The sequence below is a fragment of the Devosia sp. 67-54 genome (genome assembly GCF_001899075.1).
Classification (GTDB): Bacteria; Pseudomonadota; Alphaproteobacteria; order Rhizobiales; family Devosiaceae; genus Devosia_A.
On sequence record NZ_MKVA01000005.1, the window covers coordinates 644997 to 667531 of the forward strand.

General features: G+C 66.2%; 21 protein-coding genes and 1 tRNA gene. 14 read left to right on the forward strand and 8 right to left on the reverse strand.

The features are described 5' to 3' along the window. The first annotated feature begins 90 nt into the window (after positions 1–90). The 3 genes from glmU to BGO82_RS08275 all read left to right on the forward strand — a co-directional run bounded on the left by glmU (position 91) and on the right by BGO82_RS08275 (position 4620). The gene (gene glmU / locus BGO82_RS08265; protein WP_291305080.1) at positions 91–1458 is read left to right on the forward strand and encodes a bifunctional UDP-N-acetylglucosamine diphosphorylase/glucosamine-1-phosphate N-acetyltransferase GlmU; all 1368 of its coding nucleotides are present in this window, start codon (positions 91–93) and stop codon (positions 1456–1458) included. Beyond that, a complete protein-coding gene (gene glmS, locus BGO82_RS08270) occupies positions 1458–3284 on the forward strand; it encodes a glutamine--fructose-6-phosphate transaminase (isomerizing) (RefSeq protein WP_291305081.1) in 1827 nt (608 codons plus the stop codon). Before glmU ends, glmS begins: the two co-directional genes overlap by 1 nt. A 67-nt stretch (positions 3285–3351) precedes the next feature. After that, positions 3352–4620: a 3-phosphoshikimate 1-carboxyvinyltransferase gene (locus tag BGO82_RS08275; RefSeq protein ID WP_291305082.1), complete on the forward strand. Its 1269-nt coding sequence runs from the start codon at positions 3352–3354 to the stop codon at positions 4618–4620. Positions 4621–4627: 7 nt separating this feature from the next. Here the strand turns inward: BGO82_RS08275 and BGO82_RS08280 are convergent, their stop codons facing one another. The 3 genes from BGO82_RS08280 to parE all read right to left on the reverse strand — a co-directional run bounded on the left by BGO82_RS08280 (position 4628) and on the right by parE (position 9423). Next, on the reverse strand, positions 4628–5632 hold the full coding sequence (locus BGO82_RS08280) for a GGDEF domain-containing protein (RefSeq protein WP_291305083.1): 1005 nt from the start codon (positions 5630–5632) through the stop codon (positions 4628–4630). A 190-nt stretch (positions 5633–5822) separates the two neighbouring features. Next, complete coding sequence (locus BGO82_RS08285) at positions 5823–7217, reverse strand: DEAD/DEAH box helicase (RefSeq protein WP_291305698.1); 1395 nt, start codon at positions 7215–7217, stop codon at positions 5823–5825. Positions 7218–7422: 205 nt separating this feature from the next. Next, positions 7423–9423: a DNA topoisomerase IV subunit B gene (gene parE / locus BGO82_RS08290; protein ID WP_291305084.1), complete on the reverse strand. Its 2001-nt coding sequence runs from the start codon at positions 9421–9423 to the stop codon at positions 7423–7425. Between the two features lie 259 nt (positions 9424–9682). Here parE and BGO82_RS08295 point away from each other — a divergent pair, with 259 nt between their 5' ends. Beyond that, the gene (locus tag BGO82_RS08295) at positions 9683–10096 is read left to right on the forward strand and encodes a hypothetical protein (RefSeq protein WP_291305085.1); all 414 of its coding nucleotides are present in this window, start codon (positions 9683–9685) and stop codon (positions 10094–10096) included. Between the two features lie 197 nt (positions 10097–10293). Continuing rightward, positions 10294–10467 carry a hypothetical protein gene (locus BGO82_RS08300; RefSeq protein WP_291305086.1) on the forward strand — a complete coding sequence of 58 codons (174 nt, stop codon included), beginning with the start codon at positions 10294–10296 and terminating at the stop codon, positions 10465–10467. A gap of 101 nt (positions 10468–10568) precedes the next feature. Here the strand turns inward: BGO82_RS08300 and glnA are convergent, their stop codons facing one another. Then, the gene (gene glnA, locus BGO82_RS08305) at positions 10569–11978 is read right to left on the reverse strand and encodes a type I glutamate--ammonia ligase (RefSeq protein ID WP_291305087.1); all 1410 of its coding nucleotides are present in this window, start codon (positions 11976–11978) and stop codon (positions 10569–10571) included. Positions 11979–12021: 43 nt separating this feature from the next. Beyond that, a complete protein-coding gene (locus tag BGO82_RS08310) occupies positions 12022–12360 on the reverse strand; it encodes a P-II family nitrogen regulator (RefSeq protein WP_291305088.1) in 339 nt (112 codons plus the stop codon). A gap of 294 nt (positions 12361–12654) precedes the next feature. Here BGO82_RS08310 and BGO82_RS08315 point away from each other — a divergent pair, with 294 nt between their 5' ends. The 5 genes from BGO82_RS08315 (at position 12655) to BGO82_RS08335 (ending at position 17125) form a co-directional block, all read left to right on the forward strand. Next, on the forward strand, positions 12655–13551 hold the full coding sequence (locus BGO82_RS08315; RefSeq protein WP_291305089.1) for an NAD(P)/FAD-dependent oxidoreductase: 897 nt from the start codon (positions 12655–12657) through the stop codon (positions 13549–13551). A gap of 68 nt (positions 13552–13619) precedes the next feature. Then, positions 13620–13705: transfer RNA gene (locus tag BGO82_RS08320), tRNA-Leu, on the forward strand. A 56-nt stretch (positions 13706–13761) separates the two neighbouring features. Next, positions 13762–15165, forward strand: a complete 1404-nt coding sequence (gene tig, locus BGO82_RS08325; protein WP_291305090.1) for a trigger factor — start codon at positions 13762–13764, stop codon at positions 15163–15165. 58 nt (positions 15166–15223) lie between these two features. After that, positions 15224–15577, forward strand: coding sequence for a VOC family protein (locus BGO82_RS08330; protein ID WP_291305091.1), 354 nt, complete (start codon positions 15224–15226; stop codon positions 15575–15577). A 102-nt stretch (positions 15578–15679) separates the two neighbouring features. Further along, entirely contained in the window at positions 15680–17125 is a 1446-nt protein-coding gene (locus BGO82_RS08335) for an NAD(P)H-hydrate dehydratase (protein ID WP_291305092.1), read from the forward strand. Here the strand turns inward: BGO82_RS08335 and BGO82_RS08340 are convergent. The 3 genes from BGO82_RS08340 to BGO82_RS08350 form a co-directional block, all read right to left on the reverse strand. Next, positions 17122–17454, reverse strand: a complete 333-nt coding sequence (locus tag BGO82_RS08340; RefSeq protein WP_291305093.1) for a hypothetical protein — start codon at positions 17452–17454, stop codon at positions 17122–17124. The genes BGO82_RS08335 and BGO82_RS08340 overlap by 4 nt on opposite strands. Before the next feature lie 27 nt (positions 17455–17481). After that, positions 17482–18732, reverse strand: coding sequence for a cytochrome P450 (locus BGO82_RS08345; protein WP_291305094.1), 1251 nt, complete (start codon positions 18730–18732; stop codon positions 17482–17484). 126 nt (positions 18733–18858) lie between these two features. Continuing rightward, positions 18859–19470, reverse strand: a complete 612-nt coding sequence (locus BGO82_RS08350) for a YbjN domain-containing protein (RefSeq protein WP_291305095.1) — start codon at positions 19468–19470, stop codon at positions 18859–18861. A gap of 221 nt (positions 19471–19691) precedes the next feature. On the opposite strand from BGO82_RS08350, the gene BGO82_RS08355 reads away from it, so the two are divergent. From BGO82_RS08355 to BGO82_RS08370, 4 genes are all read left to right on the forward strand, one after another. Then, positions 19692–20318, forward strand: coding sequence for an ATP-dependent Clp protease proteolytic subunit (locus BGO82_RS08355; protein WP_291305096.1), 627 nt, complete (start codon positions 19692–19694; stop codon positions 20316–20318). 170 nt (positions 20319–20488) lie between these two features. Beyond that, positions 20489–21769: an ATP-dependent Clp protease ATP-binding subunit ClpX gene (gene clpX, locus BGO82_RS08360; protein WP_291305097.1), complete on the forward strand. Its 1281-nt coding sequence runs from the start codon at positions 20489–20491 to the stop codon at positions 21767–21769. Positions 21770–21880: 111 nt separating this feature from the next. Then, the gene (locus BGO82_RS08365; RefSeq protein ID WP_291305098.1) at positions 21881–22099 is read left to right on the forward strand and encodes an AbrB/MazE/SpoVT family DNA-binding domain-containing protein; all 219 of its coding nucleotides are present in this window, start codon (positions 21881–21883) and stop codon (positions 22097–22099) included. Then, positions 22099–22479 carry a type II toxin-antitoxin system VapC family toxin gene (locus tag BGO82_RS08370; protein ID WP_291305099.1) on the forward strand — a complete coding sequence of 127 codons (381 nt, stop codon included), beginning with the start codon at positions 22099–22101 and terminating at the stop codon, positions 22477–22479. The genes BGO82_RS08365 and BGO82_RS08370 overlap by 1 nt, the downstream gene beginning before the upstream one ends. Positions 22480–22535: the final 56 nt, after the last annotated feature.

Sequence of the window (22535 nt, forward strand, 5' to 3'; positions counted from 1 at the left end):
CGGCTACTTTACCATCGTGGCGCCGTAATGGTTTCCCAACCCGGCGCTGCTATACAATCGAACGAACTCTCATGTGGAAACGGGGCGCGCATGGCTGACCTGGTGTCGATCATTCTGGCGGCGGGCGAGGGCACCCGCATGCGATCGGCGATCCCGAAAGTCCTGCATCCGGTGGGCGGGCTGCCCATCGTCGGCCACGTCGTCCGCGCCGCGATGGGCGCCGGAGCCGGCCGGATCGCGGTGGTGACTGGGCCGGGGCACGAGGCGGTGCGCGACGCCGTCCGGCGGCTCTGCCCCGACGCCAGCTTCTTCGAGCAGATCGAGCGCAAGGGCACCGGACACGCCGCCTCGATGGCGGCGCCGGCCTATGCCGACGCCGAGGGCTATGTGGCGGTGGTCTATGCCGACCACCCGCTGCTGAGCGCGGTGAATTTCCGCGACGTGCTGGACCGGCTCGATGCCGGCTGGGACGCGGCGATCCTCGGCTTCACGCCCGAGGACACGCTGACCTATGGCCGCCTCATCACCGACGGCGAGCGGCTGCTCGCCATCCGCGAGCACAAGGACGCGACCGAGGCGGAGCGGCGGATCGGGCTGTGCAATGCCTGCGTGCTCGCCTTCCGGGCGCCGGTGTTCCGGGCTCTCATCGACAAGCTCGAGCCCAACAATGCGGCGGGCGAGTACTACCTCACCGACCTCGTCGAGCTCGCCAACGCCGCCGGGCACAAGGTGACCTATGCGGTGGCGCCGGAGCGCGACGTGATGGGCGTCAACGACCGGGCGCAGCTCGCCAAGGCCGAGCAGCAGTTCCAGGAACTGAGGCGCGACGATTTCATGCAGGCCGGGGTGACGCTCAAGGACCCGGCGAGCGTCTACTTCTCCTACGACACCGAAATCGGCCGCGACGTGACGATCTTCCCCAATGTGGTGTTCGGTCCGGGGGTGAAGATCGCCGACAATGTCCAGATCCGGGCGTTCTGCGACATCGAGGATGCAACGATCGGACAGGGGGCGACGATCGGGCCGTTCGCCCGCATCCGCGGCGGGGCGGAGCTCGGCGCCGACGTGCATCTGGGCAATTTCGTCGAGGTCAAGAAGAGCCGCATTGGGGCCGGCACCAAGGCCGGGCATTTGAGTTATCTCGGCGACGCGGCGATCGGCGAAAATACCAATATCGGGGCCGGCACCATCACCTGCAATTACGACGGGGTGAACAAGGACACGACCACCATCGGCTCCAACGCCTTCATCGGGTCGCAGACGGCGCTGGTGGCGCCGGTGACGGTCGGCGACGGCGGCTATACGGCCTCGGGCAGCGTCATCACCGACGACGTGCCGGCCGGCGCGGTGGCCTTCGCGCGGGCGCGGCAGGAGAACAAGCCGGGCTATGCGGCCAAGCTCAGGGAAAAGGCCCTGGCCAGGAAGGCGGCCAAGCAGGCCGCGAAGGGAAAGAGCTGATGTGCGGGATCGTCGGGATCATCGGCGTCGAGCCGGTGGCGCCACGGCTGGTGGATGCGCTGAAGCGCCTCGAATATCGCGGCTATGACAGCGCCGGCGTCGCCACGCTGGAACATGGCTCCATTGCGCGGCGGCGCGCCGAGGGCAAGCTCGGCAACCTGCAGAGCAAGCTCGGCATGGAGCCGCTGGCGGGCAATATCGGCATCGGCCATACGCGCTGGGCGACGCATGGCGCGCCGACCGAGACCAACGCGCATCCGCATGCGACCGACAAGGTGGCGGTGGTCCATAACGGCATCATCGAGAATTTCCGCGAGCTGCTCGAGGACCTGGCGAAAGACGGCTATCTGCCCAGGACGCAGACCGACACGGAATCGGTGGCGTTGTGGGTGACGCGCGAGATCGACCGCGGGCTCGACCCCGAGATGGCGGTCGCGCGGACGCTGAAGCAGCTGCGCGGCGCCTTCGCGCTCGCCTTCATGTTCAAGGGACACGAGCATCTGCTGATCGCGGCGCGGCATGGCGCACCGCTTGCCGTCGGCTATGGCGAGACCGAGATGTATCTGGGCTCGGACGCGATGGCGCTGGCGCCGTTCACCTCGCGGCTGAGCTATCTGCTCGACGGCGACTGGGCGGTGATCACGCCGAGGGGCGTCACCATCCGCGACGGCGCCGACGCCATCGTGCGGCGCGAGACGCTGGTGTCGCAGGCTTCGGCGCTGCTGGTGGACAAGGGCAACCATCGCCATTTCATGGCCAAGGAAATCTACGAGCAGCCCGAGACCATCTCGCACACGCTCAGCCATTACGTGGACATGGGCGCCGAGCGGGTGGCGCTGCGCGAGGCCCTGCCGTTCGACTTCAAGACGCTCAGCAGGCTGACCATCTCGGCGTGTGGAACGGCGTATTACGCCGGGCTGATCGCCAAATACTGGTTCGAACGCTATGCGCGGCTGCCGGTGGAGGTCGATGTCGCCTCCGAGTTCCGATATCGCGAGCCGCCGGTCGAGCCCGGCAGCGCGGCTCTGTTCATCTCGCAGTCGGGCGAGACCGCCGACACGCTGGCGGCGCTGCGCTATTGCGCCAAGGCGGGGCAGCACGTCGTCAGCCTGCTCAACGTGCCGGATTCGACCATCGGGCGCGAAAGCGAAATGGTGTTTCCGACGCTCTGCGGTCCGGAGATCGGCGTCGCCTCGACCAAGGCGCTGACGGCGCAGCTCACGGCGCTGGCGAGCCTCGTGGTCGCGGCCGGCGTGGCGCGCGGCACCATCGACAGGGCGCAGGAGCGCGAGATGGTGCGGGCGCTGGTCGAGCTGCCGGCCGCGGTGAGCGCGGCGCTCGGCACCGAGGCGCAGGTCGAAAAGATCGCCAAGGGGCTGAGCAAAGCCAAGGACGTGCTCTATCTCGGCCGCGGACAGATGTTCCCGGTGGCGATGGAGGGCGCGCTCAAGCTCAAGGAGATCAGCTACATCCATGCCGAGGGCTATCCGGCGGGCGAGCTCAAGCACGGGCCGATCGCGCTGGTCGACGAAGTGATGCCGGTGATCGTGGTGGCGCCGTCCGACGATCTGCAGGAAAAGACGCTCAGCAACATGCAGGAAGTGGCGGCGCGCGGCGGCCAGATCATCCTCGTCACCGACGCCGACGGGCAGGCGCGCATCGGCCAGGGCGTGGCCGAGACGATCGTCATCCCGAAAGTCGCGAGCTTCGTGGCGCCGATCCTGGCGCTGATCCCGGTGCAACTGCTGGCCTACCACACGGCGGTGTTCATGGGCACCGACGTGGACCAGCCGCGGAATCTGGCCAAGTCGGTGACGGTGGAGTAGGGGCGGCGCCCCTCCCTTCGGCCGGGGTCTTGCGCCCGGTCCCCCGACATGCGAACTCGCGGGCATCATGAGTTCGCCACCCCTCACCATCACGCCGCCGGACCATCCGCTGGTCGGGCGGGTCACGCCCCCCGGCTCGAAGTCGATCACCAATCGCGCACTGCTGCTGGCGGCGCTGGCCAAGGGCACGAGCCGGCTGACGGGGGCGCTGAAGAGCAAGGACACGGCGCTGATGGCCGCTGCCCTGCGGCAGATGGGGGTGAGCGTCGAGGAGCCGGATGCGACCAGCTTCGTGGTGCGGAGCGAAGGCTATCTCGCGGCGCCGGCGGAGCCGCTGTTTTTGGGCAATGCCGGCACGGCGACGCGCTTCCTCACCGCCGCCGTGGCGCTGGTCGACGGCACGGTGGTGGTGGATGGCGACGAGGCGATGCGCAAGCGGCCGATCGCGCCGCTGCTCGTGGCGCTGCGCTCGCTCGGCATCAAGGCCGATGCGTCGACCGGTTGTCCGCCGGTGACGATCGAGGGGCACGGCCATTTCGGCTCGGGCCGGGTGGAGATCGATGCGGGGCTGTCGAGCCAGTACGTGTCGGCGCTGCTGATGGCGGCGCCGTTCGGCGAGGGCGCCATCGACGTGGCGCTTGCCGGCAAGGATCTCGATGCGCGCGGCTACGTCGATCTGACGATCGCGGCAATGACGGCGTTCGGCGGCAATGTCACGCAGCTCGATCCCACCACCTGGCGCGTGGCGCCGACGAAATACACCGCGACCGATTTCCGCATCGAGCCCGACGCGTCGGCGGCCACCTACCTGTGGGCGGCGGAGGCGCTGACCGGCGGCCGCATCGACCTGGGCGTGCCGATGGAGGCATTCACGCAGCCCGACGCCAAGGCGGCGGCGTTCATCCGCATGTTCCCGAAGATGCCGGCCGTCATCGACGGCTCGCAGATGCAGGATGCGGTGCCGACGCTGGCGGTGCTGGCCGCGTTCAACGACACGCCGGTGCGCTTTGTCGGCATCGCCAATCTGCGGGTCAAGGAATGCGACCGGATCAGCGCGCTCGCCACTGAGCTGGCGCGCATCCAGCCGGGCCTCGCGCATGAGGAGGGCGACGACCTGGTGGTCAGCGGCGACCCGCGGCTGCGCGGGGCGGCGCAGCGCAACGCCACGACGCGCATCGAGACCTACGAGGACCACCGCATCGCCATGAGCCTTGCGCTCGCGGGCCTTCGGATCGGCGGCATCACCATCCTCGATCCGGACTGCGTGGGAAAGACCTATCCCGGCTATTGGCAGGCGCTGCGGGCGCTGGGGGTGACGCTGACGCCGACGGCGTAGCCGAGCGTCAGGCGGCGGCGGTCTCTTCGGCGAGCCTGAGCTCGGTTTCGCTGAACACGCGGTTGCGGCCGGCGTGCTTGGCGGCATAGAGGCAGCGGTCGGCGCGCTCGATCAGCGCCGACGGCGTGTCGCCCGCGCGGTACATCGCCACGCCGAAGGAGGCGGTGATGCGGCCAAGCTTCTCGTTGGTCGAGCGCTTCAGCAATTCCTTGGCCTGCACGGCGCGGCGGATGTTGTCGGCGACGATCACCGCGCCTTCGAGGTCGGTCTCGGGCAGGATGGCGGCGAACTCCTCGCCGCCATAGCGCGCCGCCATGTCCTTGCCCTTGATGTTGGATTTGAGGGTCATGGCGACGAGGCGCAGCACCTGGTCGCCGGTCTGGTGGCCCCAGGTGTCGTTGAAGCGCTTGAAGTGGTCGATGTCGACCAGCATCAGGCAGAAACCGGTACCGAGCTCGGCCTCCGAGAAGGCCTTCAGCATGCCCTCGTCGAAGGATTTGCGGTTGTAGATCTTGGTCAGAGGATCGAGCATCGACTCGCGGCGCACCTCGTCGAGGTCGCGCTGCAGGGCGGCGATGTCGTCGCGCGAGGCTTCGAGCTTCTGCTCCAGCGCCTGGTTGGCGTCCTGCATGCGGCGCGTTTCGCCGAGCAGGCGTTGCGCCAAGGTGCGCAGTTCGGCTTCCGACATGTCGGCATGGCCGAGGTCGCCGCTCGCCGCCTGCAGCGTGCCGGAATAGGCGTTGGCGGTGGCCATGGCGGTGTCGATGGCGTCGTGCACCGCCTCGATGCGCGTCGCCATGCGCTCGGAGACGTTGGAGATGCGCTCGTTGGCATCCTGCGATTTGAGGAATTCGTTGTACAGGCGCTCGGCCAGCTCCTGCGTCGCCGAGCCGTCGCGGAAGATCTGGTTGACGCGCTGGTTGAGCGAGGGATTTACGCCGGTCGCGTAAGTGTAGAGCAGCTCGTAGAATTGTGGGTAGGGGGGGATCTGCCCGCGGCGAAGCAAATCCATTGCCGAGTTGGCATAACCCAGGGCACGCCTGAATTCCTGTTCCGACACTGTGCCCCCGAACGGTCTTCTGACCTTATCGTCTTCATCGGTAGTTTTCCGATGAGTCAATTAAGGGGCGGTAAAAGACCGGTCGCGGCCGGCGCGAATTTACGCAAAATCTGGCGCCGGCAACTATTCGATCCGACAGGGATCAGCGAACATTGCCGGGGCGCAGCAGGAAGGCCGGCACCGGGCCGTCGGAGCCGAAGGGCGACTGCGCGCCGCCGCCGGGCGGACGCGGCGCCGGCGGGGTGCGGCGGGGCGGCTGGGCCTCGTTGCGCGCCGGACGGTCGGCAGCCTTCTCCGGCTTTTCGGCGCGGGGAGCTTCGGCGTGATGGTCCTCGGCCTTGTGCACGCGCGGCTTGTGGTCGGCGGATTTGTGCCCGTCGGCCTTGCGGCCGCCGCGGTGGCGGTCGCGGCGCGGGCGCGCCTCGTGCGCATCGGCCTCGCCGGCGTCGGCGAGCTCGAGGCCGTCGAGCTTGACCTCGGGGATGTCGCGCTGGATCAGCTTGACGATGGCGTCGACATATTTGCCGTCCGAGGGGGAGGCGAGGGTGATCGAGGTGCCGGAGCGGCCGGCGCGGCCGGTGCGGCCGATGCGGTGGACGTAGTCCTCGGCGTGCGTCGGCACGTCGAAATTGAACACGTGGCTCACCGCCGGGATGTCGAGGCCGCGGGCGGCGACGTCGCTGGCGATCAGCAGCTGCAGCTTGTCGGTCTTGAAGGCGTCGAGCGTCTCCATGCGGCTCTTCTGGTCCATGTCGCCATGCAGGCCGCTGGCCGAGAAGCCGTGGCGCTGCAGCGAGCGGGCGAGGGTCGCCACGTCGCGCTTGCGGTTGCAGAAGATGATCGCGTTCTTGAGGTCTTTCTCGCTGCGGATGATGGCGCGCAGGGCGGCGCGCTTTTCTTCCGGCTTGCCGGAAACCTTCACCAGCTTCTGGTCGATGGTCTCGGCGGTGGAGTTCTGCCGCGCCACCTCGATTTTCACCGGATCGCGCAGGAAGCGGCTGGTGAGCTTCTGGATCTCGGGCGGCATGGTGGCCGAGAAGAACAGCGTCTGCCGGCGCGGCGGCAGCAGGCTGCAGATGCGCTCGATGTCGGGAATGAAGCCCATGTCGAGCATGCGGTCGGCCTCGTCGATGACGAGGATGTCGACGCCGGTCAGCAGGATGCGGCCGCGCTCGAACTGGTCGAGCATGCGGCCGGGCGTGGCGATGAGCACGTCGGCGCCGCGGTCGAGCACGCGGTTCTGGTCCTCGAAGCTGACGCCGCCGATCAGCAGCGCCATGGTGAGGCGGTGGTTCTTGCCGTATTTCTCGAAATTCTCGGCGACCTGCGCGGCGAGCTCGCGCGTCGGCTCGAGGATGAGGGTGCGCGGCATGCGGGCGCGGGCGCGGCCGGATTCGAGCAGCGTCAGCATGGGCAGGACGAACGAGGCCGTCTTGCCGGTGCCGGTCTGCGCAATGCCGATCAGATCCTTGCGCTCGAGAACGTGCGGGATCGCCTGCGCCTGGATTTCGGTGGGCTTGGTGTAGCCTGCGGCCATAACCGCGTCAGTCACCTTGGCGCTGAGGCCGAGCCCGGAAAAGTCTTCTGGCAATGTGTTCGTCCACTCAGGGGGTTGGGAGAAGCCGGCGTTGAGGCCTTGCGGCCGAGCGGCGGAGTGGTTCCCGACGGGCCGGGAACATAGAGGGAATCACCCGCGAGTCAACGGCATTCCCTAGCGTTTGCTTAATGTGGGGGTGCGATCGTCAGATGTCGAGGTCGGTGACGAACTCGGCATTTTCCTGGATGAACTCGAAGCGGGCTTCGGGCTTTGATCCCATCAGGCGGTCGACCGAGGTGCGGGTGTCGTCGCGATCCTGCAGCACGCGCACCTGCAGCAGCGAGCGCGTGCGCTTGTCCATGGTGGTCTCGCGCAGGTGCGCATAGGGCATCTCGCCCAGGCCCTTGAAGCGCGTGATGTCGGGCTTCTTGCCCTTGAACTCGGTCTCCAGCAGGGCGTCGCGATGCGCCTCGTTCATGGCGTAGGCGACCTTGGGACCGGCGCTCAGCCGGAACAGCGGCGGCATTGCGAGGTAGAGGTGCCCGTCGTCGATGAGCTTGGGCATCTCCTGGAAGAAGAAGGTCATCAGCAGCGAGGCGATGTGGGCGCCGTCGACGTCGGCGTCGGTCATCAGGATGATCTTGTCGTAGCGCAGATCGTCCTCGCGGTAGCGGTCGCGCGTGCCGCAGCCGAGCGCCTGCGTCAAATCGGCGATCTGCTGGTTGGCGGCGAGCTTTTCGCGCGTCGCGCCGGCGACGTTCAGCACCTTGCCGCGCAGCGGCAGGATGGCCTGGCTGGCCCGGTCGCGCGCCTGCTTGGCGCTGCCGCCGGCGCTGTCGCCTTCGACGATGAACAGCTCGGCGCCCTGCGCCGCCGATTGCGTGCAGTCGGCCAGCTTGCCGGGCAGGCGAAGCTTGCGCGTCGCCGACTGGCGGTCGATCTCCTTTTCCTTCTTGCGCCGCAGTCGTTCCTCGGCGCGTTCGATGGTCCAGTCGAGCAGCTTGTTGGCCTGCTGCGGGGACGCCGCCAGCCAGTGGTCGAAGGCGTCGCGCAACGCGCTGTCGACGATGCGGGTAGCCTCGGGCGAGCTCAGCCGATCCTTGGTCTGGCCGACGAATTCCGGCTCGCGCACGAACACCGACAGCATCACCGAGCACTGCACCAGGATGTCGTCGGCGGTGATGTTGCCGGCGCGCTTTTCGCCCTTGAGTTCGGCGTAGGAGCGGATGCCGCGGAGCAGGGCGGTGCGCAGGCCCTGCTCGTGGGTGCCGCCTTCGCCGGTGGGAATGGTGTTGCAGTACGATTGCACGAAGCCGTCGGCGAGGTTCCAACTGATGGCCCATTCCACCGCGCCGTTGCTGCCGGGCTTGCCGTGCTGGCCGGAGAAGATGTCGTCGACGATGCGCTGTTCGCCCTCGATGCGCGAGGCGAGGAAGTCCCTGAGGCCGCCGGGGAAGTGGAACGTCGCCTTGTCCGGCACGTCGTCGCGGGCGAGTTCGGGATCGCAGGACCAGCGGATTTCGACGCCGCCGAACAGATACGCCTTGGCGCGCGTCATGCGGAACAGCCGCTGCGCGGAGAAATGCGCGTCCTTGCCGAAGATCTCCGGGTCGGGGTGGAAGCGCTGCCGGGTGCCGCGGCGGTTGGGCACCTTGCCCACTTCCACCACTTTGCCGGTCGGCTTGCCGCGCGAATAGGTCTGCCGATAGAGCACGCCGCCGCGCGCCACTTCCGTGACCAGATCGTCGCTCAGCGCATTGACCACCGACACGCCGACGCCGTGCAGGCCGCCCGACGTTTCATATGCCTTGGAGTCGAACTTGCCGCCGGCGTGCAGCGTCGTCATGACGATTTCGAGCGTCGACTGTTTCGGGAATTTCGGGTGGTTCTCGACCGGGATGCCGCGGCCATTGTCGTCCACGCTGACATAGCCGTCGGCGCCGAAATGCACCTCGATGCGGCTGGCATGGCCGGCGATGGCCTCGTCCATCGCATTGTCGATGACCTCGGCGAACAGATGGTGCAGCGCGTTGCTGTCGGTGCCGCCGATATACATGCCCGGCCGCCGGCGCACCGGCTCGAGCCCTTCCAGCACCTCGATGTCCGCCGCCGAATAGGAGGAGGAATGGGCGGTGGCCCGCTCGTCGGTCTTGCGTTTGGGGGAGGGCGGCGGGGCGTCGCCGAAAAGGTCGTCCTTGGGAGGCATCGTGGTCCGGTCAATCGAATCGCAGCGCTGGTTCTAGCATAGTCGCAGCCGCAGGTTGCCGCTCTGTTCCCGGTGGGCAGGTCGGAGCCGACCCGTTTGCAGCATCGCGAACAGGCCCCACGTGGACGACAGGTCGGGCTGCTCCATCACATGAACGGCAGATGAACGGGCCGGCATAGCTTTGTTCACGGCTCCGGCGCTAGGGTGTGCCCAACGCTTCGCAAAGGAGCGGCGCAATAGCCCCACCAAGGAGATCTCCATGACCCTCATGACCACCGTCAAGGCCGGCGTCGTCGCCCTGGCCCTCGGCGCATTCGCCGCGCCCGCACTGGCCGCTCCGCCGCCCCCGCCGGGCCCGCCGCCGCCGAATGTGAGCTTCTCGTTCAACTTCGGGAACGGCGGCGGCCCGGGCATGAAGTTCAACTACGGCAACAAGCACAGCAAGATGTGCCTGTCGGACAAGCAGATCTACTGGCAGCTGCAGGACATGGGCTTCAAGAAGGTCAAGATCTGGAAGTCCAAGGGCTACCAGGCGGTGGTGGTCGCGAGCTGGAAGGGCAGCTGGTACCAGTTGCTGGTTGACCGCTGCACCGGCAAGATCAAGCGCGCGCCGCTCAAGTACAAGGGCTTCGGCGATCCCGGCGTCGGCATCACGCTGCACTTCGGCTTCTGACGCTTCAGGCCATCCGATCCAGCATCCCGGTCCACCTGTCGGTGGGCCGGGATTTGTTTTGTGCTCAAGGCCTTACGGCGTGACCGCTGCCCCAAATCGAGGCAGCCGATTAACCAAAGCTTCGGGCCTTTCAAACACTTCCGTAACCTTGGGCTGCTACAAGGAGGGCATACGGTTTTTGTGTCTGGAGTAGCCGTATGCGTAGCAGCGATGGCCTGCGTATCGAGCCGTCTGCTCGCCATGCTTTCGAGCTTTCGAATCTGGGGTGGCTGCAGGCCGGGTTTGGTAGTTTTGCGTACCGGCTTGCCCATCTCCGATTGCCGCGTTCGGGCGTGGTGAGCGCGCTCGTCCTCGTTTTCCTGCTGGTCTGACCGCGGCGCGCCTGCGCCGGGCGTGCCTTTTCCGATACCGCTCCGCCGAAAGCGAAAGGGCCCCTGCGGGCCCTTCCTGAGCGTCGCGATGTCACGGCCGATCAGGCCGAGTAGTACATCTCGTACTCGACCGGATGCGGGGTGTGCTCGAACTTGATCACTTCCGTCATCTTGAGGTCGATGTAGCTGTCGATCTGGTCGTCGTCGAAGACGCCGCCGGCCTTGAGGAAATCGCGGTCCTTGTCGAGGCTTTCGAGGGCCTCGCGCAGCGAGCCGCACACGGTCGGGATCTGCTTCAGCTCTTCCGGCGGCAGCTCGTAGAGGTCCTTGTCCATCGGGTCGCCCGGATGGATCTTGTTCTTGATGCCGTCGACGCCGGCCATCAGCAGGGCGGCGAAGCCGAGATAGGGGTTCGCCAGCGGATCGGGGAAGCGGACCTCGACGCGCTTGGCCTTGGGCGACTGGCCGAAGGGGATGCGGCAGGAAGCCGAGCGGTTGCGCGCCGAATAGGCGAGCAGCACCGGCGCCTCGAAGCCCGGCACCAAGCGCTTGTAGGAGTTGGTGCTGGGGTTGGTGAAGGCGTTGATGGCCTTGGCGTGCCTGATGATGCCGCCGATGTAGTAGAGCGCATCCATGCTGAGGCCGGCATACTGGTCGCCGGCGAACAGGTTCTTGCCGTCCTTCCAGATCGACTGGTGGCAGTGCATGCCCGAGCCGTTGTCGCCATAGACCGGCTTGGGCATGAAGGTGACGGTCTTGCCGTAGGCATGCGCCACCTGCTGGATCACGTATTTGTAGATCTGCACGTCGTCGGCCGACTTGATGATCGGCGCGAACTTGATGCCGAGCTCGTGCTGGGCCGAGGCCACCTCGTGATGGTGCTTCTCGATGGTGACGCCCATGGCGCCCATCGCCGCCAGCATCTCGCCGCGCATGTCCTGGGCGCTGTCGAGCGGCGGCACTGGGAAGTAGCCCTTCTTGAGGCCGATGTGATGGCCGTGGTTGCCCATCTCGTAGTCGGCGTCGTTGTTGGTGGGCAGCTCGGAGGAGTCGACCTCGAAGCCGACCTTGTAGGTGGTGTTGGAATACTTCACGTCGTCGAAGATGAAGAATTCGGGCTCGGGGCCGAAATAGACGCTGTCGCCTAGGCCCGACGATTTGACGTAGGCCTCGGCCTTCTTGGCCGTGGTGCGCGGGTCGCGGTTGTAGGGCTGGTAGGTGAGCGGCTCGAGCACGTCGCAATTGATGGCCAGCGTCGAGGCGCCGAAGAACGGGTCGAGATAGGCCGAGTTCGGATCGGGCATCAGCACCATGTCGGACTCGTTGATGGCCTTCCAGCCGGCGATCGAGGAGCCGTCGAACATCGTGCCCTCCTCGAAGATGTCCTCATCGATCATGGTCTGGTCGAAGGTGACGTGCTGCAGCTTGCCGCGCGGGTCGGTGAAGCGCAGGTCGACGTACTTGATCCCCTCGTCCTTGATCCGCTTGAGAATGTCGTTGCCAGTAGTCATGGTTTTCCCCGTTGAAAGTCCTGGTGTGATTGGGCGAGGGCGCTCAGAGCGCGTCGTCGCCGGATTCGCCGGTGCGGATGCGGATGGCCTGCTCGATCGAGTAGACGAAAATCTTGCCGTCGCCGATGCGGCCGGTCTGCGCCGCGGTGCGGATGGCTTCGATCGCCTTGTCGGCGAACTCGTCCGGGCACACGACTTCGATCTTCACCTTGGGCAGGAAATCCACCACGTATTCCGCGCCGCGATAGAGCTCGGTGTGGCCCTTTTGCCGGCCGAAGCCCTTGGCCTCGGTGACGGTGATGCCCTGCAGCCCGACTTCCTGCAGCGCCTCCTTCACTTCATCCAGCTTGAACGGCTTTACGATCGCCTCGATCTTCTTCATGCAGGCCTCCACTTCGACCCTTGCGGGTGTCGCCGATCAGCATGCACGGGCCATGCCAGCGTCCGCAGGGGGTTGGTTTTTCTCGATGTTGCAGTCGGTTAGGCGAATATTCTCAGCAATCGAGTCACGCCGGTTGCTGCTGTGCCGCCCAAACATTGTGCAATGTGCCGGCGAAATTGGCAAAACGTCGCCCGAGCCGATTGCGCCGTGCAAACGGAATGCGCAGTCGCGGGCGTTGACCTCGGGCGGTCGCTGCGATAGCGGCATGTAATAACATTACGCTGCGAGGACGGTATGGACGACGCGATCATCATCGGGGGAAGCTTTGCGGGACTGACGGCGGCCATGCATCTGGTGCGGGCGCGGCGGCGGGTGACGCTCGTCGACACCGGTCAGCCGCGCAACCGCTACGCGGCCGCGGCGCACAACGTCCTCGGCTTCGATGGCGTGCCGCCGCTCGACATCCGCCGTGCCGGGCTGGCCAATGTGCTGGCCTATCCGACGGCCCGGCACGTCGCGGCCGAGGCGGTGGGCATTGGCGGGGTGCGCGACGACTTCGTGGTGCGCCTTGCGGGCGGCGAGAGCCTCGTCGGGCGCCGGATCATCCTCGCCTATGGCGTCGCCGACCAGCTTCCGGCGATTCCGGGCTTTGCCGAATGCTGGGGCAAGACGGTGATCCACTGTCCCTATTGCCACGGCTACGAGGTGGCGGGCGGGCGGCTGGGGCTGTTGTATTCGAGCCCGGCGTCGCTGCATGCGACGGTGCTGCTGCGCGACTGGACCGACACGCTGACGCTGTTCACCAACGGGCTCGATCTGCCGGACGGCGTGGAGGCGCGGATCAAGGCCCGCGGCAATGGCGTGCTGGAGGGCAGGGTGGCGGCCTTCCTGCACGAGGCGGGCCGGCTGCGCGCGGTGCGGATGGAAAGCGGCCGGGAGGTCGGGCTCGACGCCATGCTGGCGCATCCGCGAGTGCTGCCGTCGGCGCGGCTGCACGAGGATCTGGGGGCCGAAACGCTGGAGGCGCCGCTCGGGCCGTATCTCAAGGTCGACGACGAGGGCCAGACCACGGTGCCCGGGGTGTTCGCCGCTGGCGACCTGGCCGGGCCGCGCCACAGCATCAACGGCGCGATGCATGGCGGCATGATCGCCGGGGTCGGCTGCCACCGCTCGCTGCTCGATTGGAGCTGAGGGGTTTTCAGGCTTTGACTGGGTTGGGAACATCATATAGATGCAGCCAGCCCGGCCGATGGGCGGTTGCGGGTGTGGCGAAACTGGTAGACGCAACGGATTTAGGTTCCGTCGCCCAAAAGGCGTGGAGGTTCAAATCCTCTCACCCGCACCAGTTTGGCGAAACATCCCTGCCTTCGGCCCCCGATGGAATTTGGAACGGATTGTTGAATGCAGGTCACCGAAACCCTCAATGAAGGCCTGAAGCGCAAGCTGAGCCTGGTCATCCCCAAGAGCGACCTGACCGGCCGCCTCGAGACGCGGCTGAGCGAACTCAAGAGCCAAGCCAACATCAAGGGTTTCCGCCCCGGCAAGGTGCCCGCGACCTATCTCAAGAAGATGTACGGCAAATCGGCGATGGCCGAGGTGATGCAGGACGCCATCAACGCCACTGTGGGCAATGCGCTGACCGAGCGGTCCGAGCGCGCCGCGACGCAGCCCAAGGTCGACCTGCCGGAAGACCAGGGCACCATCAACAAGGTGCTGGACGGCGAATCCGACCTCGCCTTCGACGTGAGCTACGAGGTGCTTCCTGCTGTCACGCTGATGGATTTCTCGACGCTCAAGCTCGACCGGCCGGTGGTCGAGGTGACCGACGAGGACGTCAGCAAGGAAATGCAGCGCGTGTTCCGCCAGAACCGCGGCTACGAGCCCAAGCCCGACGACGGCGTCGTCGCCCAGGGCGACAATCTCGGCCTGTCCTTTGTCGGCAAGATCGACGGCAAGACGTTCCCGGGCGGCAGTTCCGACCATGCGCATTTGATCGTCGGCTCGGGCGACTTCATCCCCGGCTTCGAAGACCAGCTCGTGGGCATGAAGAAGGGCGAGACGCGCGAGGTCCAGGTGACCTTCCCGGCCGACTACAACAATGCCGAGCTGCAGGGCAAGAAGGCGACCTTCGACGTCACCATCCTCCACATCGACGCGCCGATGGCCGGCGAGCTCAATGACGAATTCGCCCAGCGGCTGGGCCTCGAGAACCTCGAGGCGCTTCGCACCGCGGTGCGCGAGCAGATGACGGCGGCGCTGGCCTCGATGAGCCGGCAGGCGGTGAAGCGGCAGATCCTCGATGCGCTCGATGAAGGCCACAAATTCGCGGTGCCGGAGCAGCTCGTCGATGCCGAGTTCGAGACCATCTGGCAGCGGGTCGAGCACGAGGTGACCGATCACGGCCGGTCGTTCGAGGACGAAGGAACGACCGAAGCGGAAGCCCGCGAGCAGTATCGCAAGATCGCCGAGCGCCGCGTGCGCCTCGGGCTGGTGGTGGCCGAAGTCGGCAACGCCAACAAGGTCGAGGTGACCGAGGACGAGCACCAGCAGGCGCTGATCGCCGAGGTGCGCCGCTTCCCGGGCCAGGAACAGCAGGTCTACGACTACTACCGCAAGAACCCGCAGGCGCTGGCCGGGCTGCGCGCCCCGGTGTTCGAGAACAAGGTGGTCGACTACATCGCCGGCATCGCGACGCAGACCGACAAACCGATGAGCCGCGAGGACCTGGCAAAGATCATCCAGGACGAAGGCGACGACGTGCCGGACGAGCATCACCACGACGACCACGATCATCACGACCACTGAGGTTGGTGACTTATCTCAAAGGCCGCCTCCGGGCGGCCTTTTCATTTGGAGGCGGCCGATGCGGATCGACCATGTGCAACTCGCCATCCCGCGCGGCAGCGAAGCTGTCTGCCGGGCGTTCTATTGCGGGCTGCTTGGCTGGCGCGAAATCGACAAGCCGCCGGCGCTCGCGGCGCGCGGCGGGCTGTGGCTCGACATCGGCGCGGGGCAGGTGCACCTCGGCGTGGAGGAGGATTTTCGGCCGGCCCGCAAGGCGCATCCGGCGCTGTCGGTCGAAGATTTGGACGGCCTGGCGCGGACGCTGCAGGACGCAGGTGTCAGCGTTGCGTTCGACGACGCCATTGCCGGTGTGCGGCGGTTCTACGCGCACGACCCGGTGGGCAACCGGCTGGAGTTCATACAGGGGCGTTGAAGCGGGCAGGGGGCTGCAGTGAGCTCCCCTCCCCCGCAAGCGGGAGAGGAGCGCCGACTGCGCGTACTTTCGCGAGGCTGATACTCGCGGTAAGACCGTGGCATGCACGAACTCCTCGCTCCTGCCGAAATGTCCCGCGCCGACCGTCTTGCCGAGGCGGCGGGAACGCCGTTGCTGGTGCTGATGGAGAATGCGGGCAGGGCGGTGACGAACGAAATTCTACACCGCTACGGCAAGCGCCCGGTGCTGGTGCTGTGCGGCCCCGGCAACAATGGCGGCGACGGGTTCGTGGTGGCGCGGCAATTGCGCGAGGCGGGTTGGCCGGTGGGTGTCTGCCTGCTGGGGGATCGTGCCCGCCTCAAGGGCGATGCCGCGACGAACGCCGCGCGCTGGGGCGAGACAGTGTCGTTCGACCTGAACGATGCAGGCCTCGTGGTCGATGCGCTGCTTGGCGCCGGGCTCGACCGCGACGTCACCGGCGAGATGGCGGTGGCGATCCGGCGGGTCAACGAGAGCGGCGTTCCAGTCGTGGCGATCGACGTGCCGTCGGGGGTCGATGGCGGCAGTGGCGCTATTCGGGGCGTGGCGGTGCGGGCCGATCGCACCGTGACGTTCTTCCGGCGGAAGCCCGGCCATCTGCTCGCGCCGGGTCGCGATCTGTGCGGCGAAATGGTGTTGCGCCAGATCGGTATTCCGGCGTCGGTGCTGCTTGAGATTCGCTCAACGGCGCATGAGAATGGCCCGCATTTGTGGTCGGTGCCGCACGTCGCGCGCGAGGCGCACAAATACTCCCGCGGCCATTGTGTCGTCGTGTCCGGTGGCGCCCTGCAGACGGGCGCGACGCGGTTGAGTGCGACGGCAGCGCTGCGGGCGGGGGCGGGGGCTGTTACACTTGTCGGCGAACGCGACGCCCTGATGGTTCACGCCGCGCATGTCACGGCCATCATGCTCAAGCCGTTCGCCTCGCTCGCCGAGTTTCGCGACATCCTCGCGGGCAAGGTCAACGCGCTGGTCATCGGCCCGGCGGCCGGGGTCACGCCCGAGACGCGCGAGCATGTGCTTGCCGCGCTCGAGCTTGTCCCCTCGGTCGTCATCGACGCCGACGGCATGAGCGTGTTCAAGGACGACCCTGAAACATTGTTCCAGGCAATCAGGGCGCGAGCCGATCGGCCCGTGGTGCTGACGCCGCACGAGGGCGAGTTCACGCGCCTGTTCGGCGAGCTGCCCGGCAGCAAGCTCGAGCGGGCGCGTGGGGCGGCGCGGCGGTCGGGGGCGATCGTCATCTACAAGGGCAGCGACACGGTGATCGCGGCGCCCGACGGGCGGGCGGCGATCAACGGTAACGCGCCGCCGGGCCTCGGCACCGCGGGCGCGGGCGACGTGCTGGCCGGCATCGTCGGCGGCTTCCTCGCGCAGGGCATGGCCGGCTTCGATGCGGCAGCCGCGGCGGTGTGGGTGCATGGCGAGGCGGGCAGCCGCTTCGGCCGCCCGGGCCTCATTTCCGAGGATCTGCCGGGATTGATCCCCGACGTGCTGGCGGCGCTCTAGCCGGCGGCCGGCGCGGAGGCCGTGCTCCAGGTGCCGTCCGGCTTGCAGGTGGCGGTCATGGTCTTGTTGCCGCTGACCGACGAGGTCGCGCCCACCGAATAGAAGGAGTCGGCGAAGAAGCAGCCGGCGGCCGGTTTTTCGGTCGCCGCCCAGGTGCCGTCCGGGTTGCAGGTTTCGACGGTCGCGCCGGCGCGGATGGTGGCGCCGGGCGAGAAGGTCTTGCTGCCGAGCAGGCACCGCGCCGCCACCGGCTCGGGGCCGGTCTGCGATTGTGCAAGGGCGAGCGAAGGCATGGCGGCAAACGCCGCGAGGATCAAAATACGAAGCATAATAAGGTCTCCTGAAATACGGAGAGCTTACCAAACGACGTCGAGCCGTTCCAGTCCGTGGAAATGGTAGACGTTGTTGTAGCGCGGCGGCGCGGCCAGCCTGAGCCCCGGCAGGCGGCGGAACAGCGTCGACAGCGCCACCTGCAGTTCGATGCGGGCAAGCGGCGCGCCGATGCAGAAATGGATGCCGGCGCCGAAGCTGACGTTCTGTCCGTCGGTACGGAACGGATCGAAACTGTCGGCGTCCCTGAAGCGCGTCGGGTCGCGATTGGCGGCGCCCAGCATCAGGCCGATGACCTCGCCCTTCCTGAAGCTCTGCCCGTCGTCGAGCGTCACGTCGCTGAGTGCATAGCGGGTGAACATGTGGAGCGGCGCGTCGAAGCGCAGGCACTCCTCGACCGTCGCTTCGGTCTGTTCGGGCGTGGCGAACAGCGTTTTGGGGTCGCGGCCGCTTTCGAGGATGGTCTTTACCGCATTGCCGGTGGTGTGCACCGTCGCCTCGTGGCCGGCGTTGAGCAGCAGGATGGCGGTCGACATCACCTCGTCCTCGCTGAGCTTCTGCCCATCGACCTCCGAGGTCAGCATGTGGGTGAGCAGGTCTTCCCTGGGCGCCGTGCGCCGCTCGGCGATGACCTCGCGCAGATAGGCCATGAAGTCCTCGGACGCGCGGTTGGCGTCGAGCTCGGTCTCGCGCGTGACGCCGTACATGTACATCTGGACCATGCGGTTGGACCAGTTGAGGAGCTGCGGCGCCATCTCGGCCGGCAGCCCGATCATCTCGGCGATGACCACCGCGGGGATCGGCGCGGCGAAGTTGCGGATCAGCTCGGTGCCGCCTTCGGGCTCGAGCCGGTCGATCATCTCGTTGGCGAGCCGCTCGATGCGCGGGCGCAGCTGCGCGACATTACGCGACACAAAGGCACGGTTCACCAGATTGCGCAGGCGCGTGTGCGCCGGTGGCTCCAGCGCCAGCAGCGAGTATTTCTCGGTCAGGTCGAACGCCGCCGTGTGGTCCTTGGGCGGCGGCCAGCCCAGTTCCTCGCGGCTTGCCACATGCAGGATCTGCCGGCCGAAGCGCTTGTCGCGCAGCAGCGCGTTCACCTCGCGGAAGCCGGTGAAGCACCAGTGGCCATAGTCCTCCCACAGGAAGGTCGGCGTCCCCAGATGCAGCGCCGAATAGAAGGCGTAGGGGTTCTGGTAGAAGGCGGCGTCGCGCGGCCGCGCGCTGGCGCGCCGGTCGGTGGCCGAAATGGCGAAGGCGGGGGCGTGTTGGTTCATGCGCCGAGGATATTGGGGCGCGTGGCGAATTCAACTGCCCCGCTGACCGGTTTCTGCCCGCCCCCAAAGGCATCGGCGGCACCCCAAGGGACGCCGCCGGCGGTTCGATCGGATTGGTGCTCCGGATCAAAAGTTAAAGAATTCCTTGAGATCGCTGATCTTCTTGTCCCAGAGCTTGACGTTCTGCTCGAACGTGTCCTCCGACACGCCGTTGAAGGTCGAGAAGGCGAAATCCAGCGTCGGATCCTTGTTGTCGTCGAGCCAGACACGGCCGGTGATCTGCTTGCTGTTCCACTCGTTGGCCTTGTCCATCGTGGTGCCCTTCTTGAGATCGAGGGCGACGTTGAACAGCAGCGTGTAGCAATCGGCCAGGTTGTCGTCGCAATCGTAGAAGTCGATATAGGTCTTGAGCCCTGAGATCCGGACGGCGATCGAGGTCCGGCCGGAATCCATCTTTTCGAGCTTGCCGGGGTAGCCGAGATTGCTCAGCGCCGTCAGCACGCTCTGCGGGTCGCGTGCGGTGACGTTGTCACCGGCCGGCGCGCTGGTGTCGGGCGGCTGGGTATTGTCCTCCGGCGGCGCGCTGGAATTGTCGTCTTCCGGCGCGCTGGAGGCGGTGTTCGGCGGCTGCGCGTTTTTCGGGCTCAGGCTGTCGGTGTCGCTGGAGCCGGCGGCGAAGGCCGGCATGGCCGTGGCCAGCATCAGGCCCGCGGCGGCGAGCAGGACGAGATGTTTCATTGAAGGTTCCCCAAGGTTACTGCACCACATTTGCAGACTGCCCCGCTTCCGTAAACTGACATCGGGGAGGCAATTTGGCCTGTTAGGTACGCTGGTGTGACCGCCCTTGCTGGCCGCCACAGTCCCGCCTATCTCTGCCTTTACCGCGCCTTAACACCGGCTCGTCTCACCTCGGCCAATCGCGCGCCGATTCGGCATTCAGCTCAGGGGCATCTGGAAAAATGAGAGATCTCGTCGATACCTATACCAATTACCTGGTGCCCACCGTGGTGGAACAGACCAACCGCGGCGAGCGCGCCTTCGACATCTATTCGCGCCTGCTCAAGGAGCGGATCATCTTCGTGACCGGGCCGATCGAGGACAACATGTCCTCCCTGGTGATCGCCCAATTGCTGTTCCTCGAATCCGAGAACCCCAAGAAGGAGATCAGCCTCTACATCAACTCGCCGGGCGGCGTGGTGACGGCGGGGCTGGCGATGTACGACACCATGCAGTTCATCCGGCCGCAGGTCGCGACGCTGTGCGTCGGGCAGGCGGCGTCGGCGGCGTCGCTGCTGCTGTGCGCGGGCGAAAAGGGCATGCGGGCGGCGCTGCCCAATGCCTCGATCATGGTGCACCAGCCGTCGGGCGGCTACCAGGGCCAGGCCACGGACATCCTGATCCATGCCCAGTTCACCGAGCGCCTGAAGCGCCGGCTGAACGAGATCTATGTCAAGCACACCGGGCAGGACTACGACACCATCCACCAGGCGCTCGAGCGCGACAACTTCCTCACGGTCGAGCAGGCCAAGGATTTCGGACTGATCGATGCGATCTACGAGAAGCGGGCGGCGCCCGACGCTCAGTAAAATCGTCGGTGTTAAGCCTATCGCGATGCGACACGGGACTGTGTCGACAGGGCAATTGTGGGGTGCCGGATCGGCCGCTAAGCTCGACCCGGCAACATATTGTTTAAGTCTCGCGCGTTAGCTTGAGTCCAGCGCGGGTTGGCGGGGGCAAGGCCCCCGAGGAGTGACGGATGTCCAAAGATACTTCCACCGGCGAATCCAGCAAGAACACGCTGTATTGCTCGTTCTGCGGCAAGTCGCAGCACGAAGTTCGCAAGTTGATCGCTGGACCGACCGTGTTCATCTGTGATGAATGCGTCGAATTGTGCATGGACATCATCCGCGAGGAAAACAAAACCTCGATGGTGAAGTCCAGCGAGGGCGTGCCGACCCCGCAGGAAATCTACAAGGTGCTGGACGATTACGTGATCGGCCAGTCACGCGCCAAGCGGAACCTGTCGGTCGCCGTGCACAACCACTACAAGCGGCTCAACCACGCGGCCAAGAATCAGGACGTGGAGCTGGCCAAGTCCAACATCCTCCTGGTCGGCCCGACGGGCACCGGCAAGACGCTTTTGGCGCAGACGCTGGCCCGCATCCTCGACGTGCCGTTCACGATGGCCGATGCGACGACGCTCACCGAAGCCGGCTATGTCGGCGAGGACGTCGAGAACATCATCCTCAAGCTGCTGCAGGCCGCCGACTACAATGTCGAGAAGGCGCAGCGCGGCATCGTCTATATCGACGAAGTCGACAAGATCTCGCGCAAGTCCGACAACCCCTCGATCACTCGCGACGTGAGCGGCGAGGGCGTGCAGCAGGCGCTGCTGAAGATCATGGAAGGCACCGTGGCGTCGGTGCCGCCGCAGGGCGGCCGCAAGCACCCGCAGCAGGAATTCCTGCAGGTCGATACCACCAACATCCTGTTCATCTGCGGCGGGGCCTTCGCCGGCCTCGAAAAGATCATCCAGGCCCGCTCCGAGGGCTCTGGCATCGGCTTTGCCGCCACGGTCAAGGACCCGCGTGACCGCCGCGTCGGCGACGTGCTGAAGGAAGTGGCGCCCGAGGATCTGGTGAAGTTCGGCCTCATTCCCGAATTCATCGGCCGCCTGCCGGTGATCGCCACCCTCGAAGACCTGGACGAGCCGGCGCTGATCCAGATCCTGACCGAGCCCAAGAACGCGCTGGTGCGCCAGTACCAGCGGCTGTTCGCCATGGAAGACACCGAGCTGACCTTCCACGAGGACGCCCTCAAGGCCATCGCCCGGCACGCCATCGAGCGCAAGACCGGCGCCCGCGGCCTGCGTTCGATCATGGAAGGCATCCTGCTCGACACCATGTTCGACTTGCCCTCGCTCGACGGCGTCGAAGAGGTGGTGATCTCGGAAGACGTGGTGAACAACAAGGATGCCCGCCCGCTCTACATCTACTCGGAGCGCAAGAAGGAAGAGGCGCTGTCGACCAGCGCCTGAGGCAACTTGCCGACAGAAAGTGATGAGCGCCGGGCACCTGTTGCCCGGCGTTCTTGTTTTTGAAGACGACAGGTCATATTCTTACGTTGTGCCCATCGATGGAGGCGACGTATGACGGCCCGCAACACAACCCGTTTGTCGAGCAAATTCCAGATTTCAATTCCGAAGTCCGTTCGGGAGGAAAACGGGTGGCGGGCGGGCCAGGAATTTGCCTTCATCCCGCGCGGCAAAGGAGTCGTGCTGGTGCCGATCCCGACACTTGAGGAGTTGCGCGGCATTGCCCGAGGCGCCGATCCGACCGGGTACCGCGATCGCGAAGATCGCTATTGATGCGCACTGTCGATACGTCGGCCTGGATCGAGTGGCTGCTCGACTCGCCGACGGGAGCGGCCTTGGAAGCTGAGCTTCCCCCGCTGGCCGAATGGATCGTCCCCACCATCGTGCAACTCGAATTGTCTAAATGGCTGGTTCGGGAGCGGGGCGAGGCAATTGCGGACAGGGCTGTTGCCCTGACCCAGCGGTGCGTTGTCGTGCCGCTGGATACTCCTATCGCGCTCATAGCGGCAGAGATGTGCGCGTTGCACGGGTTGTCGACCGCCGACGCCATAATCTATGCGAGCGCGAGCGAGCATCGCGCCGACCTGCTGACCTGCGATGCGCACTTCAAGGACCTGCCGGGCGTGGTCTACGTTGCCAAGCGGTCGAACTAGCGCCAATCGACATTCAGGATTCCGTTGTGCTGGGATGCGTGATTCATAGGTGTCCG